The organism is Microcoleus sp. F10-B2 (assembly GCF_036704965.1).
Taxonomy (GTDB): domain Bacteria; phylum Cyanobacteriota; class Cyanobacteriia; order Cyanobacteriales; family Microcoleaceae; genus Microcoleus.
Genome location: NZ_JAUBTB010000054.1, coordinates 15,375 through 38,420 on the forward strand (window position 1 = coordinate 15,375; position 23,046 = coordinate 38,420).

A 23,046-nucleotide genomic window follows, 5' to 3' on the forward strand; every position below is an offset into this window, starting at 1 on the left:
CGCGGTGGCACGCTGGAATAGCAGTGCGATCGCATCCACCAGCAAACAGAGTTTGTGAAAAATTTAACTTAAAAATTTTAATAATGAAAATTTATAGATAAAATGAGAGATTCAATCTAAAATCTAAATTCAGAAATCTCCAATCTCAAATCAAGGCATCATGGTAAAACTGACACCGAACCCCAGCTTTAGTTTAACAATTCGCGTTGCTCTGCCCAACAAGCCTGGAATGCTAGCCAGAGTCACCAGCGCCATCGCATCTGTCGGCGGCAACTTCGGCCAAATCGACTTGATCGAGCAAACCCGCGCCACTACAGTTCGCGATATCACCGTCGATGCCTCCAGCACCGAACACAGCGAAGAAATAGTCCAAGCAGTGAAAGGATTGCCAGATATCAAAGTGATGGACGTGTACGATCGCACTTTCAATTTGCACCGCGGCGGAAAAATCAGCGTAATTAGCAAAATTTCCCTCAAACGCCAGTCAGATTTGGCAATGGCATACACCCCTGGAGTCGGCCGCATCTGCACTGCGATCGCCAATGACCCCGAACAAGTTTACAACCTCACAATTAAAAACAATACTGTTGCCATTGTTACCGACGGTAGCGCCGTTTTGGGACTGGGAAACCTCGGCGCTGCCGCCGCACTGCCAGTCATGGAAGGCAAAGCCATGCTATTTAAAGAATTTGCAGGCATTGACGCCTTTCCTATCTGTTTGAACACCCAAGATACCGAGGAAATTATTCGCACAGTGCAGAATATCGCCCCGGTTTTTGGCGGCGTTAACCTTGAAGATATTTCTTCTCCCCGCTGCTTTGAAATTGAAGCAAGATTGCGGGAAACCTTAGATATTCCCATTTTTCATGACGACCAGCACGGCACTGCGATTGTCAGTTTGGCAGCATTAATTAATGCCTTGAAAATTGTCAAAAAAACCATCGCAGAAGTGTGTATAGTGATTAACGGAGCCGGTGCGGCCGGAGTTGCGATCGCCCGATTGCTGCGTAAAGCAGGTGCCCAAAACATCATCATGTGCGACTCCAAAGGCGTCCTCTCCCAAGACCGCACGGATATGAACCCCGAAAAACTAGAATTTGCTGTGGCTTCGAGCGGTACTTTGGAAGATGCGATCGCCGGTGCCGATGTATTTTTAGGCGTCAGCGCCCCCGGCGTGCTCACCCGATCCATGGTGCGTTCGATGGCCGAGAATCCCATTGTTTTTGCAATGGCAAATCCCATTCCCGAAATTCAGCCAGAATTAATTGTGGAAGATGCGGCGATCGTAGCAACCGGACGCAGCGATTACCCAAATCAAATTAACAATGTTTTGGCATTTCCGGGGATATTTCGAGGTGCTTTGGACTGCAAAGCTGCCACGATTACGACCACTATGTATTTGGAAGCAGCTTATGCGATCGCCTCTTTAGTTAGCCCTTCCCAGCTTGACAAAGAACACATTATACCATCTGTTTTTGACGAAAGAGTTGCCATTGCTGTCGCCGGTGCAGTGCAGTTGGCAGCCCGATCCGAAGGTATTGCCCGCGATTAATTGAAGGAAGAAGGAAGAAGGAAGAAGGAAGAAGGAAGAAAGAAGAAGGAAGAAGGAAGAAGGAAGAAGGAAGAAGGTTGGAGGGAAGATACCATGTATAAATTAATGGTCTTTGTACCAGTTTTGTACTTCTTCTTTTGTGATTTTTCTGGTTTCTTCTCATTCCCTCTTTTCTCCTCCCCGTTGATTATTGCTCATTTTTGTTTCCCCATCTTGTTTTTTTCCTCAACATCCATCCGTTAAATCCCGTACAGGGATCGTTGCCAAACCTCCCTCGAACCTCCAACCTCCAACCTCTTCCTTCTTCCCTCCAACGTCAGCATCCATCCGTTACATCGATTAAATCCGTTATACAATCTGTTGCCTAACTTCCTTCTTCCCTCTTTTTTAATTAAGGATAAAACTCACAGCAATAAACAAGATAAAAAGATATAATTAAATAAACCAAGTCCAGCTAGGTCAGATGCAAAGCCAGTTAGGAAAAGCCAAGCGCAATCGCTCCCGCCGCCAATTGTTAGAACTCAGCCCCATCGGGCTAGCATTGTGCCGGACGGACGGGACTTTTCTCGACGTAAATCCAGCTTTTGCAAGTATGATCGGCCTCACAGTGGCAGAAACTCTCCACCTCAACTATTGGGAAATTCAGCAAACACAGTGCGCTGGCAGAGAAAAATATCTAGAAAGTCAAGTAAAAAATAGCTGTACGGACTCGTGTGAAGCAGCATACAAACATAAAAACAACCATCTCGTACCGGTGCTAGTTTCCGAACGGGCAATTGAAACAGAGGGAGAATGGGCGATTTGGGTGAGTGCTGAACAAATTTTTAATCCTCAGCATGAAAATAGCGAGCCGCTAGAATCAGCACCGCGCTGCAGTTCTTCACATCTAGAAAAATTGCTCGCAAAGCAGACAGCAGAACTGGCAAAAACGAAGGAACTACTCCAAGAAAAAATCGCCGAACTGGAACAGACCAAAGAAAAATTGCGTCTCCAAAGTCAAATTATCGACCAAATTCACGAGTCGGTGATTTCTACAGATATGGACGGGTCGATCGGGATTTGGAATCAAGCCTCCCAAAAGTTATACGGCTATCAAAAAACTGAGGCTGTCGGACAGCACATTTCTCTAATTTATTCGCCAGAACAGCACGAATTTTTGTTAGAACAAGTCATCAAACCCGTACAAAAAAAAGACGAGCATGAAATAGAAGTTATAACACGCCGTAAATCGGGAGAAAATTTTTACTCGCACCTGATGCTTTCGCTATTGCAAGACAACACGGGAGAAGTTGTCGGGATGATTTGCTATTTAACAGATCTCAGCGTTCGCAAAGCTTTAGAACAAGAATTAGCACAGAGACAAGCACTATTTGATGCCTTTTTTAAGGAGGCACCGACAGGACTTTGCATTTTGGACTCCCAACTGCGCTACGTGCAAATTAATCAATTTCTAGCAGAAATAAATGGCCTGAGTCCGGCAGATCACATCGGCAAGACTGTACGCGAAATATTGCCAAATAGCGCTCCCATAATAGAGCCTTTGTACGAAGAAATTTTGAGAACGAAACAACCCTTAATTAACATCGAGATGAGCGGTGACAATCCGAGAAAGCCAGGGTTTGTCCGACACCTGACAGGCTCTTATTTTCCCCTGCTCGACAAAGACGGCGAGGTTGTAGGCATCGGTGCAGTTGTAGTTGATATTAGCGATCGCAAACAAGCCGAAGCTGCGCTGCAAAAAAGCGAACAGCTTTACCGCACTATGGCAAGCAACTTTCCTAACGGTGCGGTGATTTTGTTCGATCCAGAACTGCGCTACACGCTGGTAGAAGGTACAGAATTAGCAGCAGTCGGGCTTTCTAAAGAATTGATGGAAGGCAAGACAATGTGGGAAGTATTCGAGCCAGATGTTTGCGCCGATCTCGAGCCAACTTATCGGGCGGCACTGGCAGGAGAAACAGTTGTTACAGAATTTTTATACAGCGATCGCGTTTACCTCGGTTATGCTTTGCCGGTGAGAAACGAACTGCAAGAAATTATCGGCGGATTGCTAATGACTCAAAACATTACCGCTCGCCAATTAGCAGAAGAAGCGCTCAGGGAAAGCGAGGAAAAATACAGGTGCATTGTCGAGACAGCAGATGAAGGAATTTGGATGATAGATACGGAGGGTAAAACTAATTTTGTCAACCAAAAAATGGCTGATATGCTCGGCTGCACTCCAGAGGAAATGATCGGGGCATCGCTATTTAATTTCATGGATGCAGAAGGCATCGCGATCGCACAAATCAGTCTCGAACGCCGCCGTGAAGGAATTCGCGAACAGCTCGATCTTAAGTTCCGTCGCCGAGACGGCAGCGACTTGTGGGCGATGGTTTCTACTAATTCCTTGGCAGACAAACAGGGACGCTATGTGGGCGCTTTGGCAATGGTTGCCGACATTACCGATCGCAAGCAAACAGAAGCCGCATTGCAGCAGTCGGAAGCCAAATTTCGATCGCTCTACGAATTAACCAGTTTGCCTGTTTTGATGTTATGTGACAATTGCATCACCGATGCCAACACAGCCACCCTCAAACTATTTGGCTGCACCGCCCCGCAACAGTTGTACGGTAAAAACCCCGGCAAACTTTCGCCTCCTTTCCAACCCAACGGCAGAGATTCTTTGAGCTTTATTAACGAAATGATGGATCTCGCCTTTGAGCGGGGAAACCACCGTTTTGATTGGGTTCACCAGCGCTTAGACGGTACTGATTTTCCCGCAGAAGTCGTCCTGACAATCATCGAGGTGGGAAATGAAAAAATCATCCAAGCAGCGATCCAAGATTTAACCGATCGCAAACTTGCAGAAGAAACTTTAGTGCGATCGGAACAAGCGCTCAGACAGCAAGCTCAGCGAGAACTGCTGCTCAATCAAATTGCCAATCAAATCCGCACTTCTTTAGATTTAGACACAATTGTAGAAACCGCAGTTCAAGAAATTCGCAATCTGATGTACCTAGATTGGTGCATCTTCAGTTGGTATCGCCCCAACAGCAATCCTCCGCTTTGGGAAATAGTTTGCGAAGCGAAGAATGCAGCTTTGCCGAGTTTACTCGGTACTTATTCTGTAGGCGACCAATCTAGTGTCCCCAGGCGGCAGATTTTGCGGCGACAAATTATGCGAATTGATGATGTCAGCACTTTTGAAGATGCAGAAGTGCGCGAAAATTTCCAGGCATTAAAAATTAACTCTGTGCTGTCGCTGCCAGTTCAAACTGCTTCAGGCGATCTTGGGGCGATCGCCTGCTATCAGGCTATGTCCGTGCGAAATTGGAGCGACTCTGAAGTCGAACTGATGCAAGCAGTGGTCGCTCAAATTGCGATCGCGATCGACCACGCCGAACTCTACACCCAAACTCGCACAGCGGCCCGATTAGCTCAAGCTCAAACTCAACAGCTAGAACAAACTTTGCACGAGCTCCAACGCACCCAAACTCAATTAATTCAAAGTGAAAAAATGTCGAGTTTGGGACAGCTAGTAGCAGGTGTAGCCCATGAAATTAATAACCCGGTTAATTTTATTTACGGCAATCTCAGCTACACTAGCGAATACACTGAAAACTTGCTAAAAATGCTGCAACTTTACCAGCAGGAATACCCCCATCCTAGCGCCAGAATTGTAGATGCCAGAGACGATTTTGAAATTGATTATCTTGTTGAAGATTTACCGAAAATTTTAGCATCTATGAAAGTCGGAGCCGATCGCATCCGCGATATAGTGTTGAGCCTGCGGACTTTCTCAAGACTTGACGAAGCTGACATGAAACAAGTTGACATTCACGCAGGCATTGAAAGCACGTTGCTGCTTTTGCAAAACCGCCTGAAAAATCAACCCGATCGCTCCACAATTAATCTTATTAAAGAATACGGGAATTTGCCTTTAGTTGAATGTTATCCCGGTCAGTTAAATCAAGTATTTATGAATTTGTTGAGCAATGCGATTGACGCCTTAGAAATGGAGATGAACACATCCAATCCCACGACCAAAAATCTGGCAATTAAGATTCGCACCGAAGTCACCGACAATAACTCTGTTGCGATTCGGATAGCTGACAGCGGTTCTGGGATGAGCGAAGATGTGCAAAAGCGATTGTTTGACCCGTTTTTTACTACTAAACCCATTGGCAAAGGAACTGGTTTAGGATTGGCAATTTCGCACTCTATTATAGTAGAAAAACACGGCGGCAAGCTTTCCTGCAATTCTGTATTGGGAGAAGGTTCCGAATTTGCGATCGAGATTCCTCGGCGGCAGAAAAGAATTTAAAACTGGTGGCATAGGTATCATATCATGTCCGGTCGAGCGATCGGATTTGATAGGATTCAAATCCTACCCTTTACCGTCATACGCACACCTCCAGCCGGTGCCATTGTCAAACCGCGACGTACTGGCACAACGGGACTATTTTCTGCAAGTTCTAAAGAGTATCGTGACAGCACTTTCGCCAATACTAACTTCATTTCAAACATGGCAAATGCCGCCCCAATACAGCGGCGGTTTCCTCCCCCAAATGGCAAATATTCGTAAGGCGAAAATTGACGTTCGAGAAAACGTTCTGGTTTAAAGCGCTTAGGTTCCGGGTAAATATCAGGACGGTGGTGAACCAAATAAATACAGGAAGAAACTATCATTCCTTTGGGAAGATTATAACCCATTAACTGCATCGGAGCTTGCAGAATGCGCGGAAATGCAAAAAATACGATCGGATAAATCCGCAGCGTTTCGCAACAGACAGCATTCAAATACGGGAGTTTAGTTATTTCCGCCGGATCGTAATTTTTTAAATCAATAGAATTGAGTTCTTGCAGCAGTTTTTCGCGGACTTCTGGGAGGTAGTGAATCCAATACAAAGCCCAGGCTAAAGCTGTGGCTGTAGTTTCGTGTCCCACGAATAACATTGTCATTAATTCATCCCGCAATTCAACGTCGCTCATCGGCTGTCCCGCTTCGTCACGAGCTGAAATTAACAAGCTCAGGATGTCTTCGCCTAATGGTTCAGACTGAGTTTTGCGTTCGCGAATTTCTTGATAAAGCAGTTCATCTAAACGCTGTCTTTGTCGCACAAATCCTCCCCAAGGACTCCAAGCACCTAAATCTTGTTGCAACGACTTCACAAACAAAAATGTCGCACTCAAAGGATTGCTAAAAAAATTTAACATATTAACAAGAAGTTGCTGGATTTGCTGGTAGCGTTCTCCTTCGCTCAGCCCAAACACCGCGTGCAAAATCACTTCCAAGGAAATCTCCTGCATAGTTGATTGCGCGATAACCGAGTTACCAGGAGTCCAATTATTAATTACTTTTTCGGTGGTATTGCAGATGATTTGTCCGTAAGCTTTCATGCGTTCACCATGAAAAGGTGGCATTAAAAGTTTGCGCTGCTGCAAATGTCGATCGCCATCTAACAACAATAACGAATTGGGGCCTACTAAAGGTAGCGCTATCTGGTTTCCCGTACCGGATTCAAAAAGTTTGGAATCCGCTGTAAAAATTTCTTGAATAGCTTGAGGATTGCTAATAATTACCTGGGGCGGAAAATTGCTGAATTTGCTGGTAAAAATGTCGCCGTAGCTTTTATAGTTTCGTTCTAAATAATACAGAGGATTTAAAATACCCCGCACTGTCTGAACAAATCTATTATCTTTAGGTCCGTCTAAAACTTTGTTAATAGAATCATTTTGAGATTGAGAGTTTTTGGTGAGGATAGTCATTTGTTTTTCTCCTATTTTTAGGGTTTCACAGGACTAATGAAAGCATAATTTATGTGTCAAAAAAATCGCCACTCTCAGTTATTAAAAAATAGTACGCGGTAGGCATCATAAATTAGTACGGCAATAGTAGGATACAGAGTAAGTCCCAGGCCAAAAGCTCGTTCTATCGGCTCTTTGAGATAGCCTATCCAAAACGCTATTCTTCCCAAAACAAACAAAGTTGCCAAAATAGGAATTAGCTTGATGCTGTAAGTATCTAAAAACGTAGAAAGAATTAAAGTGCCTACAAAAAACAGCACAAATTGCTCTCTTCGTGTTGCTCAGATAACGTACATTAATCCGCATTGCTTCTGATTCGGCATTCGCTAAAGGGTTGATGGCTGGGCTGCTAAATCTACCATTACCAACTGCAACTATGCCGGCAAATAACATCAGTAACGGAAAAATTTGGCAGCGAAGGCTGAAAATTAGGCGCGACTCTGGGGTATTTAATAGCGGTAGGGGCAGCGCTATCACAAAATAACCAATCAGTACAAAAGTAAGGCAGAAGATTAAGGCAGAAATGCCTCGCCAAACAACTATTTGCTGTTGTGGATTGAAACTGAGTAAATTAATCATTGTTTACAGAAACCAAACCTTATTATACCTTTTTTATACCTAGATATTTTACGTAAACCCGATCGCACCTTGGCGTCTCCACACCAGTTGTCTGTAGATATCCGCTATTTTCGTACATTTTAACAGCTTCCTTGAGAATGCTCGCAGTTTCTATCCAGATTTCATCAAAGCCGCGAGCGATAATTTTACTTTCCAATTCTTTCAGTAAAAATTTCCCCAAACCCTGTCCCCTTGCTGCTGGCAAAATATACATTTTGCGAATTTCCACAGCATTATTCCCGCGCTCGATGGGATAGTAAGCGGCCGTACCCACTATTTTATCCTGCCGTTCAACTACCCAAAATTCGCCATCCTTGGCTTGATAGTGCAGTTCTACATCATAGACATCTCGATCTGCCCCGTGAGGTTCGCATTTTAAACCGTACTCTGCTAAAACATCTCTAATTAAATAGAAAGCCTCAGCGCGATCGCGCGTTTCCCAGGAACGAATAAAAAAATCCAGATGTTGGGTTTTCATGGGTTGTTGCAACGTATATTTATTTTTTGACTTTAGCAACTGTAAAATCAGCGATTTTTTGTGTTTTACAGTCTTTAAATGCACCTAGATTTTAACTGTGAATTCTCGGTTCTGGATGAATAATTGCCAGCAACTCGCTCTCAACTAAGGATAATTCCTCCAACCTCTGCATCACAATATCCCGATCGAAATAAGTTGTTGCCAAAATCCAATATACACCGTAATGGCGCGCTTCCGAAGCCATCAAACTGCGGTAAAATTTAGCTAATTGGGCGTCGGGACAGCGATCGCCCAGCAACCCCAAGCGTTCGTGACTGCGCGCTTCTATCAAACCAGAAACCAACAAAGAATCCAAAAGTCTCTCCGGTTCCTGCTTGCGAATTTGGCCGGACAAACCAGCACCGTAGGGAGGTGCAGCCAAAGGGCCTAAAGCAATGCCGCGCTGTTCTAAGCGCTGGTTGACTTGCTCGAAATGCTCTAATTCTTCGCGGGCGATCGCCGTTAGCATCCTCACCAATTTTTCCCTTGCTGGGTAGCGAAACATCAAATTTAACGCTACTCCCGCCGCTTTCCGCTCGCAGTGAGAATGGTCTAATAAGATTGTATCTAAATGGGCGATCGCCTGTTGCACCCAAGCTTCCGAAGTCGGCTGTTTCAAAAACTTAATAGTTGGCAGTGTTGAATTCATACCCTTTTAGATTTTAGATTTGAGATGAGGAAGGATATCGTTGACAAGAGCATCGGAAGGATAGGCAACCGAGGACACGGCAATGCCGTTTCCCTACCCCAAAATAATCCATCTTCCTTGATTAAAAATGTAACCATCGCCCGATTAATTGTAGGGACACGGCAGTGCCGTGTCCTAGTCCCCGCGCCGGACACGGCAGTGCCGTGTCCCTACTTTTCAAAATTGATTTTACACAATTTTTGAAACACCCCATACATATCACCAGCAAACTTTTTCGGATTCCACAGCGGCGACAAATTGGCTGCATCTTTAGATTTCACCAACTGTGCTTTAATTGCGTTTCTCAATTCAGGATCTTTACCGAATTTTATACCCAAATCCACATATTCCGACCAAGACCAAGCCACACCAGCTTCAATTCCCAAAGCCTGCAAAAACGAATAAGCCATTCTCGACAAAAACTGCTCTCCTGTGCGAGTCACCACCGGCAAATTAAACCACAAAGCCTCTAAACTGTGAGTCCCTCCGTTGTAAGGATAAGAATCTAACAAAACATCGGCCAACAAATAGATAATTCTGTGTTCTTCCTCAGTAGCAAACCTCGGCAAAAACTTAATTCGGTGCCTGCCGACTCCTTCAGCTTCGCAAGCTTGGTGATAGGCACCCTCAAACACAGCAGCATCGCCTAAAGCTTTGTGAATTAAAATACTGTTCGGTACTTGTTTGAGAATTGCAACTTGTGCTTTTACCAACTCGCGATTGAATTTTCGGCCGGGAGCGACGCACAGGTAAACTATCTGATCCAAACCGATCCGATTCGACTTTCTCAATGCAACCGGATCGACTCCATATCTATGAAACCCTGACACGGCTACAAAGGAATCAGGCATCCTAATTAGCTGCTCGTCATAATATTTTTCCCGCCCGGCTGGGTGCGAGTGCCAGTCTGTAAGAAAGTAATTTTCTGGGGATATGTAAGGGGCGTCAAATCCGAGCCAAGAAACACAAACTGGTGCGGGTTTTTGGTAGAGAATGTCAGCGTGAACTGGTACGCTGAGAGAATCTAAATCGACTAAAACGTCCAATTCATCTTGCTGAATTTGGTCGATAATTTCTGCCGAATTGGCAAGTCCGTTTGGGTAATTTTTCGGAAAAGTCAGTTTGCCCAAACTTTCAAATTGCTCAGTGCGATCGTCAGGAACAATTCTTTCGGAAGCGTACAAATACAAATTGGGTGTGATGTCTGACAATTCGCGAATGATGTCAGCGCTGCACCAACCTACAGAATGGCGGCTGAAGTGATTGGACAAAAAGCCGATTTTTAACTTGCTGGATGGGGCATTTGGTTTGAAAGTGTAATTTGCGGGTTGAGAAAAATTAGGTTTGATACATTGGTCGATATACTTTTGGGCAATTAATCTGTAAAGTTTTGAGTTCGCCGCCAAGTCATCTCGCAAATAGGGCGTGCTGAATAAGAAGTTTGCATAAAGCGATTTAATTTCTACCGAACTAGCGGTTTCTAAGTTTTGCTGCAAGTACGACTCTAGCTCTAAAAATCGATCGCCCGCAATTTGATTCAATCCCGACACTTGATAGGTGCTGACGAAGTAAATAGCGGTCATAATTGGATCGGTTTCGGCACACATTTGGCTGTATTTGTGAACGGCTTGCCGCGCTGCCGCTAAATCGCTAGTGTCTCTGAGGATGCCGCATAAATGTTGGTGAGCCGAAATAAAATCGGGTTTAATTTCTAGGGCTTTTTGAAGGTTGGGTATTGCGTCTTTAAAGTTGCCTTGGTGGCGCAAAACTATGCCTATTTGACAGTATGCTTCGGCTAAATCGGGTTTGAATGCGATCGCCTGCTGCCATGCAGCCACCGCCTCATCTAACTTCCCTTGCCGCGCTAATTTATCTCCTAAATTTAAGTGAAAATCTACCTGAGCCAGATGGGGATTGAGTTCGAGAGCTTTTTGCTCGTATGCTACCGCTGCATCCGGCTGCCCCTGCTGCTTCAGTGCTCCTGCCAAATTCCAGTAAGCAGCAGCCAAATTCGGTTTAAGTTCGATCGCCTTTTGGTAATTGACAATTGCCTCCACCAAACGCCCTTGTTTGTATAGCATACTGCCCAAATTAGCATAAGCCTCAGCAAAATCGGGATTCAGGGCGATCGCCTCAGAATAAAACCGCATCGCTTCATCAATTTGGCCGCTTGCTTGCTGCACATTGCCCATTGTCACGTAAGCCGCCGCCCAATCCGGTTGCAATTCCAGAGCTCGGCGACAAGCAGCGACGGCTGCTGCTAAATTGCCTTGAGAGTAATAGGTTTCTGCAACGACTGTCAGCGATGCAGCATCTTCTAATTCGGGTGTTTCGGATTGGTTGCGAAAATCGGAATTCATTTGGCGGCCTATCTGTGCTATCAAGTTAAAGGTTGAATCTATATTATTTTGCAGAGTAGCAGTTTTAGCGGAACTACGGGCAATCGTCACAGAGAATTTATGAGCGACAAGCAAGCGACACAGCGCCAACATAACATCAAGTGGAAACCAAACCTCCTGCTGGGGATACTCTTGTTAACCTTAGCAATTCCCTTACCCTTTGCCCAAAAAACTTTCGCACAGCAGCAGCAGACAGCCAGCTTTCGGCAGAAATTATTTCAAACGGCTCTTTATTTCACCCTATATTTTGAGGGCGGATTCAGCAATCACCCCGCAGATAAGGGTGGCAGAACTTATCGGGGCGTCTTGCAAACGGAATACAACGCTTACCGCTACAGTCGAGGGCTTCCGCCTCTAGACGTGACGCAGATGTCGGAAGCAGAGCTCTTAGAAATTTATCAACATTACTGGGATTCTAGTCTTTCGGGCACGATGCAGCCAGCTTTGGCGATCGTCATGTTTGACACCGCCGTTAATTTCGGTATTAATAACTCTATTACCTTTCTCCAGCAAGCGTTAGGTTTGCCGCAAACCGGCGTTTTTGACCCGCGCACCAAGGAAGCATTGAAAGCCGCTAACAACAAAAATACGGCGCTGCAAATGATTAACGAACGGATTATTTACCGCTACAAACGGGTGCAAGAAGATCCGAGTCAGATGGCTTTTTTCCGGGGTTGGCTGAGCCGAGATTACAGTTTGTGGGGCTACGTGAACAAGCTTAAAAATTAAGCCGATTCATTTGTAAATAGGCCTTTGAGGGCGGGCTAGCAGTGCCCATCCCACAAGAAAAATTAATATTTGTGGAACAGGCATCTTGCCTGTTGCTGATACAGCGTATTCCAGGTTTATGAAGTAGGGACGCGAGTGCCTAAGTCCCTACGGCGGGATAGATCGATAGGCGGGTGTCCTTCATAAACGTGGAATGTGCTGTAAAACATCCTCTAAGCTACTCGCTGTGCGAATTAATTCCCACAGCGAGCTTTCGGTTTAAGCGATCGCGCCTCGATCGCCCATTCGATCGCCCTTTACTCTCTAAATCAAAGTGATATTAGCAGTCACAAAACTTCCCAAAAGTTGGTCTGGCTTCACCGAATTAACCACAGCTAAAACTTGACCGGAATCCGCAACTCGAATCACAGTGCTGCAATCAACCTCGTCCAGTCGCAAATTATTAAAGGTCAAATTTCCAGTAAGTCCGATCGAATCAATTCCCACCTGAAAATCGGCAATTAAATCAGCAAAATTTGCATCCGCTGGGGCTCCATTTTGGCGCAGCACAAACAAATCATTTCCCGACCCGCCAACTAAAGTATCTTGAGCCAAATCGCCGCTCAGCGTATCATTGCCTTCCCCGCCAAACAGCACATCCAACCCTTTGCCGCCGAACTGAAGATCGTCGCCATTGTCACCGATGACAGTATCATTAGCTAGATCGCCCCTGAGTCGATCGTTCCCATCGCGCCCGACAATTAAATCGTTATCTTTGCCGCCAAAAATAACATCATCGCCAGCAGCACCATCAATAGTATCGCTGCCGGGATTGCCAAAAATGCGATCGTCCCCATCACTTCCAAACAAACTATCAGCAGCATCCAAACCAAACATCGTGTCATTGCCCCTGCCGCCATTGATACTATCTTCACCGCTAGTACCAAACAGCAAATCATCTCCTGAATTTTCCAGAGTTACGATCGGGCCAGGTTCCAATACAGGCATCGGTATCGATATCGGTGCCGGACATGATTCCGTTGGTGTTGGCGTCGGCGCAGGCGTTGGTGTTGGAGTCGGAGTCGGCTCGGGCGTTGGAGTCGGCGCAGGCGTTGGTGTTGGAGTCGGAGTCGGCTCGGGCGTTGGAGTCGGCGTCGGCTCGGGCGTTGGCGTCGGCGCAGGCGTTGGTGTTGGCGTCGGCGCAGGCGTTGGTGTTGGCGTCGGCGCAGGCGTTGGCTCGGGCGTTGGTGTTGGCGTCGGCTCGGGCGTTGGGGCGGGCGTTGGAGTCGGCGTCGGCTCGGGCGTTGGGGCGGGCGTTGGAGTTGGTGCAGGTGTTGGTGCCGTCAGTACGGGTGTAGGAGTAGGTGGCGGCGGAGTTGGAGGCGTCGGTGGAGGCGTTGGCGTCGGTGGAGTTGGAGGTGTCGGTGTGGGAGGTAGCGGTTGCGGCGGAGGCGGTGGAGGCGAGACAGCAAAACTACTGAAAATTTGCGTGCTGCTGAAATTTCCCACTGTTTGGATGACGCCAGTACCGGGATTAGTTCCTGTCTCCGTCGCAAAGAAGTCTACAATCTCTACATCTCGACCGTCGATCGTACCATCTTGGTTCAAGTCGATCGCCAAACTCGTGCCATCTCGTCCCAATCCCGTCGTGCCAGGAGCTAAAGTAAGCGATAGCGTGACTCCCGGAATACTGAGGGAATTTGTGCCGCCAATGTCTGAAATGATGCTACCTTGAGCCGTCGTACCGTCCAACTGATAAAAATCATTGCCCGCCCCTCCTAGCAAGAAGTCAGCACCGCCACCACCGACAAGGGTATTATTGCCATCTCCCCCCAATACAAAGTCATTACCCAACCCGCCGTTTAAAGAATCATCGCCAGCATCCCCGCCCATAAAATCATTGCCCGCCCCCCCATTCAAGATGTCCTTGCCATCACCGCCAAACAGGAAGTCGCCACCATCCAATCCCGACAGGAAGTCATCGCCAGCCAAACCACTTAGGAAATTAGAGCTAGTATTTCCTGTTAGAGAATCGTTGCCGCTGCCACCGAAAATATCTTCAATACCGATGAGACTGTCAGTTCCTTCTCCCGTCGCCGTTCCAGTTGTGAGGTTAGCGACTACCGGGCTAGTTGCAGTGCTGTAAGAAACTAGATCGAAACCCTCTCCACCATCAAGCGTGTTATTACCAGCTTCTCCAGATAAGAAATCGTTGCCATCACCGCCGCCGAGGAAGTCATTGCCATCACCGCCGCCGAGGAAATCACCGCCATCTAATCCCAACAGAGAGTCATCCCCAGCGAAACCACTTAGGAAATTAGAGCTAGTATTTCCTGTCAGAGAATCGTTGCCGCTGCCGCCGTCAATGTCTTCAATACCGATGAGAGTGTCGGTGCCTTCTCCTGTGGCTATCCCTGTTACGAGATTTACCAGCACGGGAGTTGTTGCTTCGCCATAGGAAACTATATCAAAACCGTCTCCGCCGTCGATCGAATCGCTGCCGGCATTTCCAGACAAAAAATCGCTGCCGAGTCCTCCTTTGAGAGTGTCATTGCCGTTATCGCCGGAGAGAAAATCGCTGCCATCTCCTCCTGAAATTGAATCATCGGCATCGAAACCCGCGAGAAAGTCAATACCATCCCCGCCATCGATCGAATCTTTGCCAGCACCGCCAAGTATTACATCGTCGCCCAATCCGCCTAGAAGCGTAGCAGATTTGTTCGCACCGGCGATCGTATCACCGCTGATGAGACTGTCATCCCCCGCGTCGCCAAAAATTAGGTCATTACCGCCAGTGCTGCCGAGAAAATCATTGCCTTCACCGCCGCCGAGAGTCGAATTACCGAGTCCGTCAATTAGGGAATCATCGCCAAGTCCGCCAACGATCGAGTTATTCCCTTCATCGCCGAACAGAAAGTCTCTACCTCCTAGCCCGACGAGGCTATCGTTTCCTGCCGCTCCGAATATGTCGTCATTGTTCGCAGTTCCTGTTAGTAGAGTGTCACTGTCATTGAGTGCAAAAATAAATGCCATGACTGAATTTCCTGATGTGATGTTGTTAGTTTTGAAGTTTTTGCTACTTAAATACGAGTTCGAGCTGATATCTTGCACCTCCGGCAGAAACCCGGTTTCTGGCCAATACTCTGCCACAAACTCAATATTTTTATTCAGAAACCCGGTTGCTCTATCGGTTATCGATAATGGCGCGATATCTCAGTTCCATCGCACCTATAAACTCGTGCACAGACATAATTAAATAAACTCTTTCCTAAGTCAATTCATAAAGTTCATAACTTAAAGTCATAAAAGTCATATTTGTAAAAATATATTGCGATAGTTAGACAAGTTAGCAATATTCAGCTAAATCCTATATAACAGTAATTGCACCACAGGCAATAAAAATCAGTTTGTAGTTGCGCTTAAGCGTCGGCCCCAATATCGCAACTATAAAAATTGGAATTAGGAGCAAAAAAATGGTCAGCTTGAGTACAATTAGCTTAAAGCATGAAACTATGACGGTAGAAGAAGCAATAATTATTTTGGACAATCTGGTATACGAACAAACGGAAAAACACCTGAGTCGGTTGCAACAGTCGATAATTCGAGGCGTTGTAGAAGGTTTGACGTACCAAGAAATTCAGCAAAACGATCCGATCGCCCGCGGGTACACAGTGGGCTATCTGGGGCGTTATGTCGGCTACAACTTGTGGAAAGACCTCACCAAGGTACTGAAGCAAGCAGAAATTATTGGACAAGAAGAAAGAGTAGTCGGAGCAAATCTTTGGGACTGCATCATGAGATCTGTACAAAAAGGCACACAACCAGCTAATTCTGTCGATCCGATATTGCAAAAGCTGCTGCGGATGCGTTACCGAATTAGAGAACATTTAGTGAGCACGGAGTACAGCGACACCTATCTCGCTGAAGATGAAAACTTGCCCGATCGACCTTTTTGCCTTGTCAAGCGCCTGAAAAGCCAGTCAGAAAGAACCAGCCAGTTATTCGAGCGAGAAACGCGGGTTTTATATCGATTGGGCCAACACGATCGGATACCAGAATTGTTAGCTCGCTTTGAAGAAGATGGATATTTTTATTTAGTCAATCAATTCATCGAAGGGCAACCCTTGTATCAAGAACTAATCGAAGGTAAACCCTGGGAAGAACATCAGGTTATCGCTTTGTTGAAAGATATCTTGGAAGTGCTTGTTTTTGTTCACAAACAAGATGTAATTCACCGCGACGTTCACCCTCAAAACTTAATCAGGCGGGCATCAGATGGCAAGATTGTATTAATTGACTTTGGGGCAGTTAAAGAAATCAACACTTCACAAAACAGCACCGGTCAAACGAAATCGCGCGGCGGTACTCAGCAAGATTATATTCCCCCCGAACAAGCCATCGGTTCCCCGAAATTGTGCAGCGACATCTATGCTGTCGGGATCATCGGGATTCAAGCCTTGACAGGAATGCGCCCGAAACAACTCAGAGTTGATAATTTAGGGAATCTCATCTGGCAGAAAAATGCAACTGTCACTCCGGAGTTGGCTCGCGTTTTAGACCAGATGGTGCTGTACGCTTTCCCCCAGCGTTACCCGTCAGCAACCGAAGCTTTGGAAGCACTTCAAAACTTAGGAGTTAGCAGTTAGCAGTCAGTTGACTGTTGTCAGTTGACTGTTGACTGTTGTCATTAGACTTCTTGCAAAAGTCCTTTCGATCAAATTTTCGGACGGGCTCTCCGGCCCATCCCACAAGAGAAAAAACTTTTTGTGGGACGGGCCGGAGAGCCCGTCCCAGCTATTTTTGCAAGAGGTCTATTATGATCGCGAATTAAATAATTTACACATATTTGTGGGATGGGCGTCCCGCCCGTCCAGAAAGGACGGGCTCTCCGGCCCATCCCACAAGAACAATAAATTGTAAGTTATTTAATTCTCATTCCTTAGTTGAAGAACGAAACCCAACACCATTGTACGCGAGCATCTTTAGGGACACGGCAATGCCGTGTCCTTACGGGGTTCTGATTAATAATTGGTATAAGATTGAGGATTGTAGCAAAAATTTTTAAGCTAAAAAATATAAGCGATTGAGTGCATATTGTCAAGTTTTTTAAACAAGAGTTTAGCGTAACTTTTTTGCCGATCGCATTTCCCACAGCCGCATCAGCCGGTGTACAATGCGAGCGATTTTGTTGCAGAGTGATTCATCCGCTACAATTATCCCTCCATGTACTGAGTAAAAACACTCGGTCTTGCCGATGAATCGGGCGCCAATTTCCGAGATCGAAGGGACAACGAACAAGGAACAAAGAATTTTTTTTAATTTACCATCAATAAAAATTGTTGAATTCTGCCGAATGGTTTCTACATAAGAGCCTTAAACCTTCAGTTGACTATATCTCTAAAGTTAGATAAAATAATTCATATTTTATGCTTGACAGTTTTAAGAAAATCTTAAGCAGCTTTGTATAGCGGGCAACAATATACCTACAGTGTTTATTGTTACCTTGGATACGTAGGAACCTAAATAATTTGAGGGATCTAGAAATTGGAACTTTTTGAACAAGCAAAACAAGTGCAAAGGTCCTCAACTGCCATTGCGGCAGTCCAGTCTTTTTCCAGAAAAGCTAGTGTTGCAGTAATCGCGATCGGCTGTACAGTCATTTTGGGTTGGATATTCGATGTGCAACTCTTAAAAAGCATTCTGCCCGGACTCGTGACCATGAAAGCCAATACTGCGGTCTGCTTTATTTTGGGTGGGTTTTCTCTGTTCATCCAACAGATCCGGCGCGCAGAATCAACAGCAATAAAATATCAAAAAATTACTAAACTTTTAATTTTTACCTGCTCATTTTTTATTATATTAATTACCTTCTTAACCCTAGTTCAATATAGCTTTAATTTAGACTTAGGCATCGACCAACTGCTATTTAAAGAAAGTTACACCTTGACCAGCCCCGGAACACCAGGACGGATGGCACCGAATACTGCTGCTGCTTTTTTATTGCTGGGAATATCCCTGCTGCTGCTGTCAGAACGTCGCCCTAAATACCTGCGGATTCAAATCTTAAGCTGTTGTGCATTTTTAATTGCATTTATGGGTTTGATAGGCTACCTCTACGGCAAAGCTTTATTTTACAGGATTGGTGATAATACAGGCATGGCTGTGCACACGTCCGCAGCATTTATGTTGCTGAGCTTGGGCATTTTATTTACTAATCCAGAGCGAGGATTGATAGCAGTAATTGCGAGCGATCGCGCTGGCGGCATCATGGCGAGGCGCTTGTTGCCACGGGCAATCATTATCCCGCCTTCAGTCGGTTATTTCATCCTATCGGGAGAGCGGTTACAAGCATACACCCCGGAGGTAGGAATATCGCTGTTGAGCGTATTGAACGTGATGATTTTTACAGTTCTGATTTGGCAGAATGCCAAAACTCTCTGCACCGCAGACCGGAAGCGCTATCGAGCGGAACTGGAACTGAGGAAAGCTAAATCCGACTTAGAAACTAAAGTTGAGAAACGGACTCTCCAACTGCAACTCGCCAACGAGCAATTGCAGGAGCAAATTTTCGACACTAAAACAACTAAGCAGGAACTTCAAAAAAATTACAACCTCTTGCTTGCCGTCATCAATAGTACGCCAGCAGCCCTATTTGTCAAAGATATTCAGGGCCGTTACCTGATGCTCAATGCTGCGGGAGCAAGTATAATTGGCAAGTCTGTAGACGACATTATCGGCAGAGATGACAGCGAGTTATTTCACCCGGAAATTGCAGGCAAAATTAGAAAAACCGATCGCCCAATTATGACAACGGGAACAACGCAAGTTATCGAAGAAGAGCTGCCAGTCAAAGGAAATTTGAGGATATTTCTTTCTACAAAAAGTGCTTACCGGGACGGGCAAGGAAATATCAGCGGTATAGTTAGCATCGCTCGGGATATTACTGAGCGCAAACAAGCTGAAATCGCCAACAGCAGTCTGGCAGCAATTCTGGAAGCAACGCCGGATTTTGTAGGTATCTGCGACCTCGAAGGACGCGCCATTTACATCAACAAAGCAGGCAGAAAAATGGTGGGTATAGACGAAAACGAAGATATATCCAACCGACAAGTTCCACAATTCACGGCAGCGTCAGCCCGCAGCACTTTGAAGCAAGCGATCGCCACCGCTGTTTCCGGAGGCTTTTGGAGCGGAGAAACCGCCTTCGTGTCAGCATCGGGACTCGAAATTCCCGTCAGCCAAGTCATCATCTCTCACTCCGCACCGGGCGGCAAACTCCCATACATTTCGACCATCGCCCGCGACATCAGCGATCGCAAACACGCTGAAAAAGCCCTGCAACTGTCTCAAGCTCGTTTCGCCGGCATTGTAGAAATTGCCGACGACGCGATTATTTCCGTCGATGCCGAGCAAAAAATTATCCTGTTCAACCAAGGTGCAGAACGGATTTTCGGGTGGACGGCTGCAGAGGCGATCGGGCAATCCCTGAGTCTGCTGTTGCCCGAAACTTTTGCCGCCCCTCACAGCCACCTCGTCAGCAATTTCGGCGGCGGCGTTAAACAAGCCCGAAAAATGGGCAACCGCAAAGAAATTTTCGCCCGCCGCCGAGACGGCACGCAATTTCCCGCCGAAGCTTCTATTTCCAAACTCGAAGTTGCAGGCGAAATCATATTCACAGCAATTTTGCGCGACGTGACAGCCAGCCGGCAAGCCGAAGAATTTGTGCGTCTGAGCGAGGAAAGATACCGATCCCTGGCAATGGCCACCGCACAGATGGTTTGGACGACAAACGCTAGCGGAATCTTCGACAGGCCTCAGCCTGATTGGATAGCTTATACGGGCACGAGCTTGGAAGAGAAGGACAACTGGATAGAAGCAGTGCACCCAGAAGACCGCGATCGCACCCTACAAGCTTGGAAGCGCGCCATAGAAACACAAAGTCTCTACGAAGTCGAGCACCGCTTGCGGGCCGCAGACGGCAGCTACAGACACTTCTGGGTGCGGGGCGTCCCACTTTTGGCAGCCGACGGCAGCGTGCGCGAGTGGGTGGGAACTCACACCGATATTAGCGATCGAGTCCAAGTTTTGGAAGCACTCAAGCAGTCCGAGGGACAGTATCGATCGCAAGCAGCCGAGCTCGAAAAAGCTGTCCGCGAGTTGCACCAAGCTCAAACTCAACTAATCCAAACCGAAAAAATCTCTTCTCTCGGGCAGCTAGTCGCCGGCGTCGCCCACGAAATTAACAATCCGATTAACTTCATCTACGGCAACATTACCCACGCCACCCAATACGCCACAGATTTGCTCGGTTTGCTCCACCTTTACCAGGAAAAATACCCAAATCCCGTCCCAGAAATTGTAGAAGCAGCCGAAGATATTGAAGTTGATTACTTAATGGAAGACTTTACGAAGATTTTGGAATCAATGAAAGTTGGAGCCGATCGCATCCGCGACTTAGTTGTATCCTTACGCAACTTTTCCAGACTCGACGAATCGCAGATGAAGCGAGTAGATATTCACGAAGGAATCGAAAGCACTTTGCTAATTTTGCAGCACCGGATCAAAGCTAATGTACTTCGTCCCGCGATTGAGATTATCAAAGAATACGGCAATTTTCCAAAAGTCGAGTGCTATGTAGGTCAGCTCAATCAAGTATTTATGAATATTTTAGGAAATGCGCTCGACGCCCTCGAAGAGTACAACAATCATTATTCAAACGAAATCGAAATCTCTTTTCGACCCCAGATAATTCGGATTAGCACGAGTGCGAATTCAGACACAGTAACAATTCGGATTGCCGACAACGGGGGGGGAATCAATCCAGAAGTTATTCACAAGTTATTCGACCCATTTTTTACTACTAAACCAGTCGGCAAAGGCACAGGCTTGGGACTGTCAATTAGCTATCAGATTATAGTTGAAAAACACCGAGGCAAATTGCAGTGTATTTCCGCGCCAGGGGAAGGTGCAGAGTTTGTCATAGAAATTCCCATTTCCCAGAACGTATCAGCGCTGGCTGCGGAAAACACAAAGGAAATGGTCAGCAGTCATGAGTCATTAGTCATGAGTCATTAGTCATTAATTTCAAGGCTGACCCATCGTGGGGGCTAGAAACCCGGTTTCTACGAGTTTTGCGTTTAGTGACGAGAAATATAGCAAGAAACCCGGTTTCTACGAGTTTTGCGTTTAGTGACGAGAAATATAGCAAGAAACCCGGTTTCTGAGGTAGCGAGTGCATCCAGGACTTGCATTTGGATCTCGCAGTCTGAAAACCTTGATTTTCACTAATGCCGATACTCTCCCTTTCTCGATCGCCATAAATCGAAATAATTCTTTACAATAAAAAAGTAACATTCCAATTAACTTTGACAACCTCCCTTGAAAATGCCTGTAAACGAACTTTCTCCCACAACAGCCTCCACCGAAACACAGACACTCGACTTTGACATAGCCATCGTCGGAGGCGGCATAGTTGGGGCAACCTTAGCCAGCGCCTTAAAAGATTCCGGCTTAAAAATCGCCATAATTGAAACCCAACTCCCCGCAGTCGCAGCAGCCAAAAAACAAGCTTATGCAATTACCTTACTATCAGGAATGATTTTAGAAGGCATAGGCGTGTGGCAACAAATCTTGCCGCAAATCACCACCTTCGAGCAAATTAGCCTCTGCGACGGCGACTATCCCGGTGTCGTCGAATTCCACCGCCCCGATTTGGGAAATACTGGCAAATTGCCCGTACCAAAAACAGCTTTAGGTTACGTTGGCGAACACCGAGTCATGCTGTCAGCTTTGCACGAATGTTTGGCAAAAAACCCGAATTTTAGTTGGGTTTGTCCGGCGGAAGTCTTGCAAGTAAAATATTTAACTAATTGCGCCGAAATAGAAGTCAAACAACACGGTGAAACTCGGACAATTCGCAGCAAATTATTAGTCGCCGCCGACGGTTCTCGATCGCGCATCCGCACCGAAGCCAACATCAGCACTCGCGGCTGGAAATACTGGCAATCCTGCGTTGCTATCACCATTAAAGCAGAAAAACCGCACAATGATATCGCTTTTGAGCGCTTTTGGCCGAGCGGCCCGATGGGCGTCTTACCATTACCGGGGAACCGCTGTCAAGTAGTTTGGACAGCACCCCACGCGGAAGCGAAAGCTTTGCAGGAATTGGACGAAAAAGAGTTTTTGACTTTGTTGGAACAGCGCACGGGCGGGCTTTTAGGGCGTTTGGAATTGGAGAGCGATCGCTTTTTGTTTCCGGTGCAGTTAATGCAGAGCGATCGCTACGTTTTGCCCAGATTAGCACTAATTGGCGACGCAGCCCACTGCTGCCATCCCGTCGGCGGCCAGGGATTAAATATGGGCATTCGAGACGCAGGGGCGATCGCCCAAATCTTGCAGCAAGCGCACCAAAAAGGCGAAGACATCGGCGACTTGCAAGTATTGAAACGGTATCACAACTGGCGCAAAAAAGAGAATTTAATCGTGTTAGGATTTACCGATTTTCTAGACAGATTATTTTCCAATACTTGGCTGCCAATTGTAGCATTTCGCCGCTTTGGATTGTGGTGTTTGCGGACAATTCCCCCAGTGAGGTTTTTAGCCTTGCGGCTGATGACAGGCTTGATGGGGCGGCCGCCGGAATTAGCCAAAAATTAGAAGAAACCGGATTTTCATCTGCGTCCATCAGCGTACATCCGCCGACATCTGCGGTTCAAAATCAATAGCCGTTGTTGTTTCGCACAAATCTTTATAGCGATCGCCCCCAAGTTTCAAG

General features: G+C 46.3%; 13 protein-coding genes. 7 read left to right on the forward strand and 6 right to left on the reverse strand.

Annotation, left to right across the window (positions count from 1 at the left end; translation table 11 throughout):
* Positions 1-160: 160 nt before the first annotated feature.
* The 3 genes from QUA99_RS20615 (at position 161) to QUA99_RS20625 (ending at position 5,858) form a co-directional block, all read left to right on the forward strand.
* On the forward strand, positions 161-1,552 hold the full coding sequence (locus QUA99_RS20615; protein WP_333240222.1) for a malic enzyme-like NAD(P)-binding protein: 1,392 nt from the start codon (positions 161-163) through the stop codon (positions 1,550-1,552).
* The gene (locus QUA99_RS20620; protein ID WP_333240224.1) at positions 1,553-1,795 is read left to right on the forward strand and encodes a hypothetical protein; all 243 of its coding nucleotides are present in this window, start codon (positions 1,553-1,555) and stop codon (positions 1,793-1,795) included. It begins immediately after the preceding gene.
* 220 nt (positions 1,796-2,015) lie between these two features.
* Positions 2,016-5,858, forward strand: a complete 3,843-nt coding sequence (locus QUA99_RS20625; protein ID WP_333240225.1) for a PAS domain S-box protein — start codon at positions 2,016-2,018, stop codon at positions 5,856-5,858.
* Between the two features lie 56 nt (positions 5,859-5,914).
* On the opposite strand, the gene QUA99_RS20630 is transcribed toward QUA99_RS20625, so the two are convergent.
* The 5 genes from QUA99_RS20630 to QUA99_RS20650 form a co-directional block, all read right to left on the reverse strand.
* A complete protein-coding gene (locus QUA99_RS20630; RefSeq protein ID WP_333240227.1) occupies positions 5,915-7,303 on the reverse strand; it encodes a cytochrome P450 in 1,389 nt (462 codons plus the stop codon).
* Between the two features lie 74 nt (positions 7,304-7,377).
* Positions 7,378-7,602 (reverse strand): MAPEG family protein, encoded by a 225-nt coding sequence (locus tag QUA99_RS20635; protein WP_333240229.1) that lies wholly within the window; start codon positions 7,600-7,602, stop codon positions 7,378-7,380.
* A 341-nt stretch (positions 7,603-7,943) separates the two neighbouring features.
* On the reverse strand, positions 7,944-8,438 hold the full coding sequence (locus QUA99_RS20640; protein WP_333240231.1) for a GNAT family N-acetyltransferase: 495 nt from the start codon (positions 8,436-8,438) through the stop codon (positions 7,944-7,946).
* 91 nt (positions 8,439-8,529) lie between these two features.
* Positions 8,530-9,126, reverse strand: a complete 597-nt coding sequence (locus tag QUA99_RS20645) for a tRNA isopentenyl-2-thiomethyl-A-37 hydroxylase MiaE (RefSeq protein ID WP_333240233.1) — start codon at positions 9,124-9,126, stop codon at positions 8,530-8,532.
* Positions 9,127-9,335: 209 nt separating this feature from the next.
* Positions 9,336-11,525: a tetratricopeptide repeat protein gene (locus QUA99_RS20650; RefSeq protein WP_333240235.1), complete on the reverse strand. Its 2,190-nt coding sequence runs from the start codon at positions 11,523-11,525 to the stop codon at positions 9,336-9,338.
* Between the two features lie 99 nt (positions 11,526-11,624).
* On the opposite strand from QUA99_RS20650, the gene QUA99_RS20655 reads away from it, so the two are divergent.
* Positions 11,625-12,293 (forward strand): glycosyl hydrolase 108 family protein, encoded by a 669-nt coding sequence (locus QUA99_RS20655; protein WP_333240237.1) that lies wholly within the window; start codon positions 11,625-11,627, stop codon positions 12,291-12,293.
* A 303-nt stretch (positions 12,294-12,596) separates the two neighbouring features.
* On the opposite strand, the gene QUA99_RS20660 is transcribed toward QUA99_RS20655, so the two are convergent.
* Entirely contained in the window at positions 12,597-15,422 is a 2,826-nt protein-coding gene (locus tag QUA99_RS20660; protein WP_333240239.1) for a calcium-binding protein, read from the reverse strand.
* Between the two features lie 323 nt (positions 15,423-15,745).
* Here QUA99_RS20660 and QUA99_RS20665 point away from each other — a divergent pair, with 323 nt between their 5' ends.
* From QUA99_RS20665 to QUA99_RS20675, 3 genes are all read left to right on the forward strand, one after another.
* The gene (locus QUA99_RS20665) at positions 15,746-16,918 is read left to right on the forward strand and encodes a serine/threonine-protein kinase (protein WP_333240241.1); all 1,173 of its coding nucleotides are present in this window, start codon (positions 15,746-15,748) and stop codon (positions 16,916-16,918) included.
* Between the two features lie 898 nt (positions 16,919-17,816).
* Positions 17,817-21,347, forward strand: coding sequence for a PAS domain S-box protein (locus tag QUA99_RS20670; protein ID WP_333240243.1), 3,531 nt, complete (start codon positions 17,817-17,819; stop codon positions 21,345-21,347).
* A gap of 309 nt (positions 21,348-21,656) precedes the next feature.
* The gene (locus tag QUA99_RS20675; protein WP_333240245.1) at positions 21,657-22,928 is read left to right on the forward strand and encodes an FAD-dependent hydroxylase; all 1,272 of its coding nucleotides are present in this window, start codon (positions 21,657-21,659) and stop codon (positions 22,926-22,928) included.
* Positions 22,929-23,046 lie beyond the last annotated feature (118 nt).

Bases quoted from the DNA above. Each gene is read 5' to 3' on its own strand.
- QUA99_RS20665 (WP_333240241.1), top strand. From the start codon at position 15,746: ATGGTCAGCTTGAGTACAATTAGCTTAAAGCATGAAACTATGACGGTA.
- QUA99_RS20640 (WP_333240231.1), bottom strand. From the start codon at position 8,438: ATGAAAACCCAACATCTGGATTTTTTTATTCGTTCCTGGGAAACGCGC.
- QUA99_RS20615 (WP_333240222.1), top strand. From the start codon at position 161: ATGGTAAAACTGACACCGAACCCCAGCTTTAGTTTAACAATTCGCGTT.
- QUA99_RS20675 (WP_333240245.1), top strand. From the start codon at position 21,657: ATGCCTGTAAACGAACTTTCTCCCACAACAGCCTCCACCGAAACACAG.
- QUA99_RS20655 (WP_333240237.1), top strand. From the start codon at position 11,625: ATGAGCGACAAGCAAGCGACACAGCGCCAACATAACATCAAGTGGAAA.
- QUA99_RS20645 (WP_333240233.1), bottom strand. From the start codon at position 9,126: ATGAATTCAACACTGCCAACTATTAAGTTTTTGAAACAGCCGACTTCG.
- QUA99_RS20650 (WP_333240235.1), bottom strand. From the start codon at position 11,525: ATGAATTCCGATTTTCGCAACCAATCCGAAACACCCGAATTAGAAGAT.
- QUA99_RS20630 (WP_333240227.1), bottom strand. From the start codon at position 7,303: ATGACTATCCTCACCAAAAACTCTCAATCTCAAAATGATTCTATTAAC.
- QUA99_RS20625 (WP_333240225.1), top strand. From the start codon at position 2,016: ATGCAAAGCCAGTTAGGAAAAGCCAAGCGCAATCGCTCCCGCCGCCAA.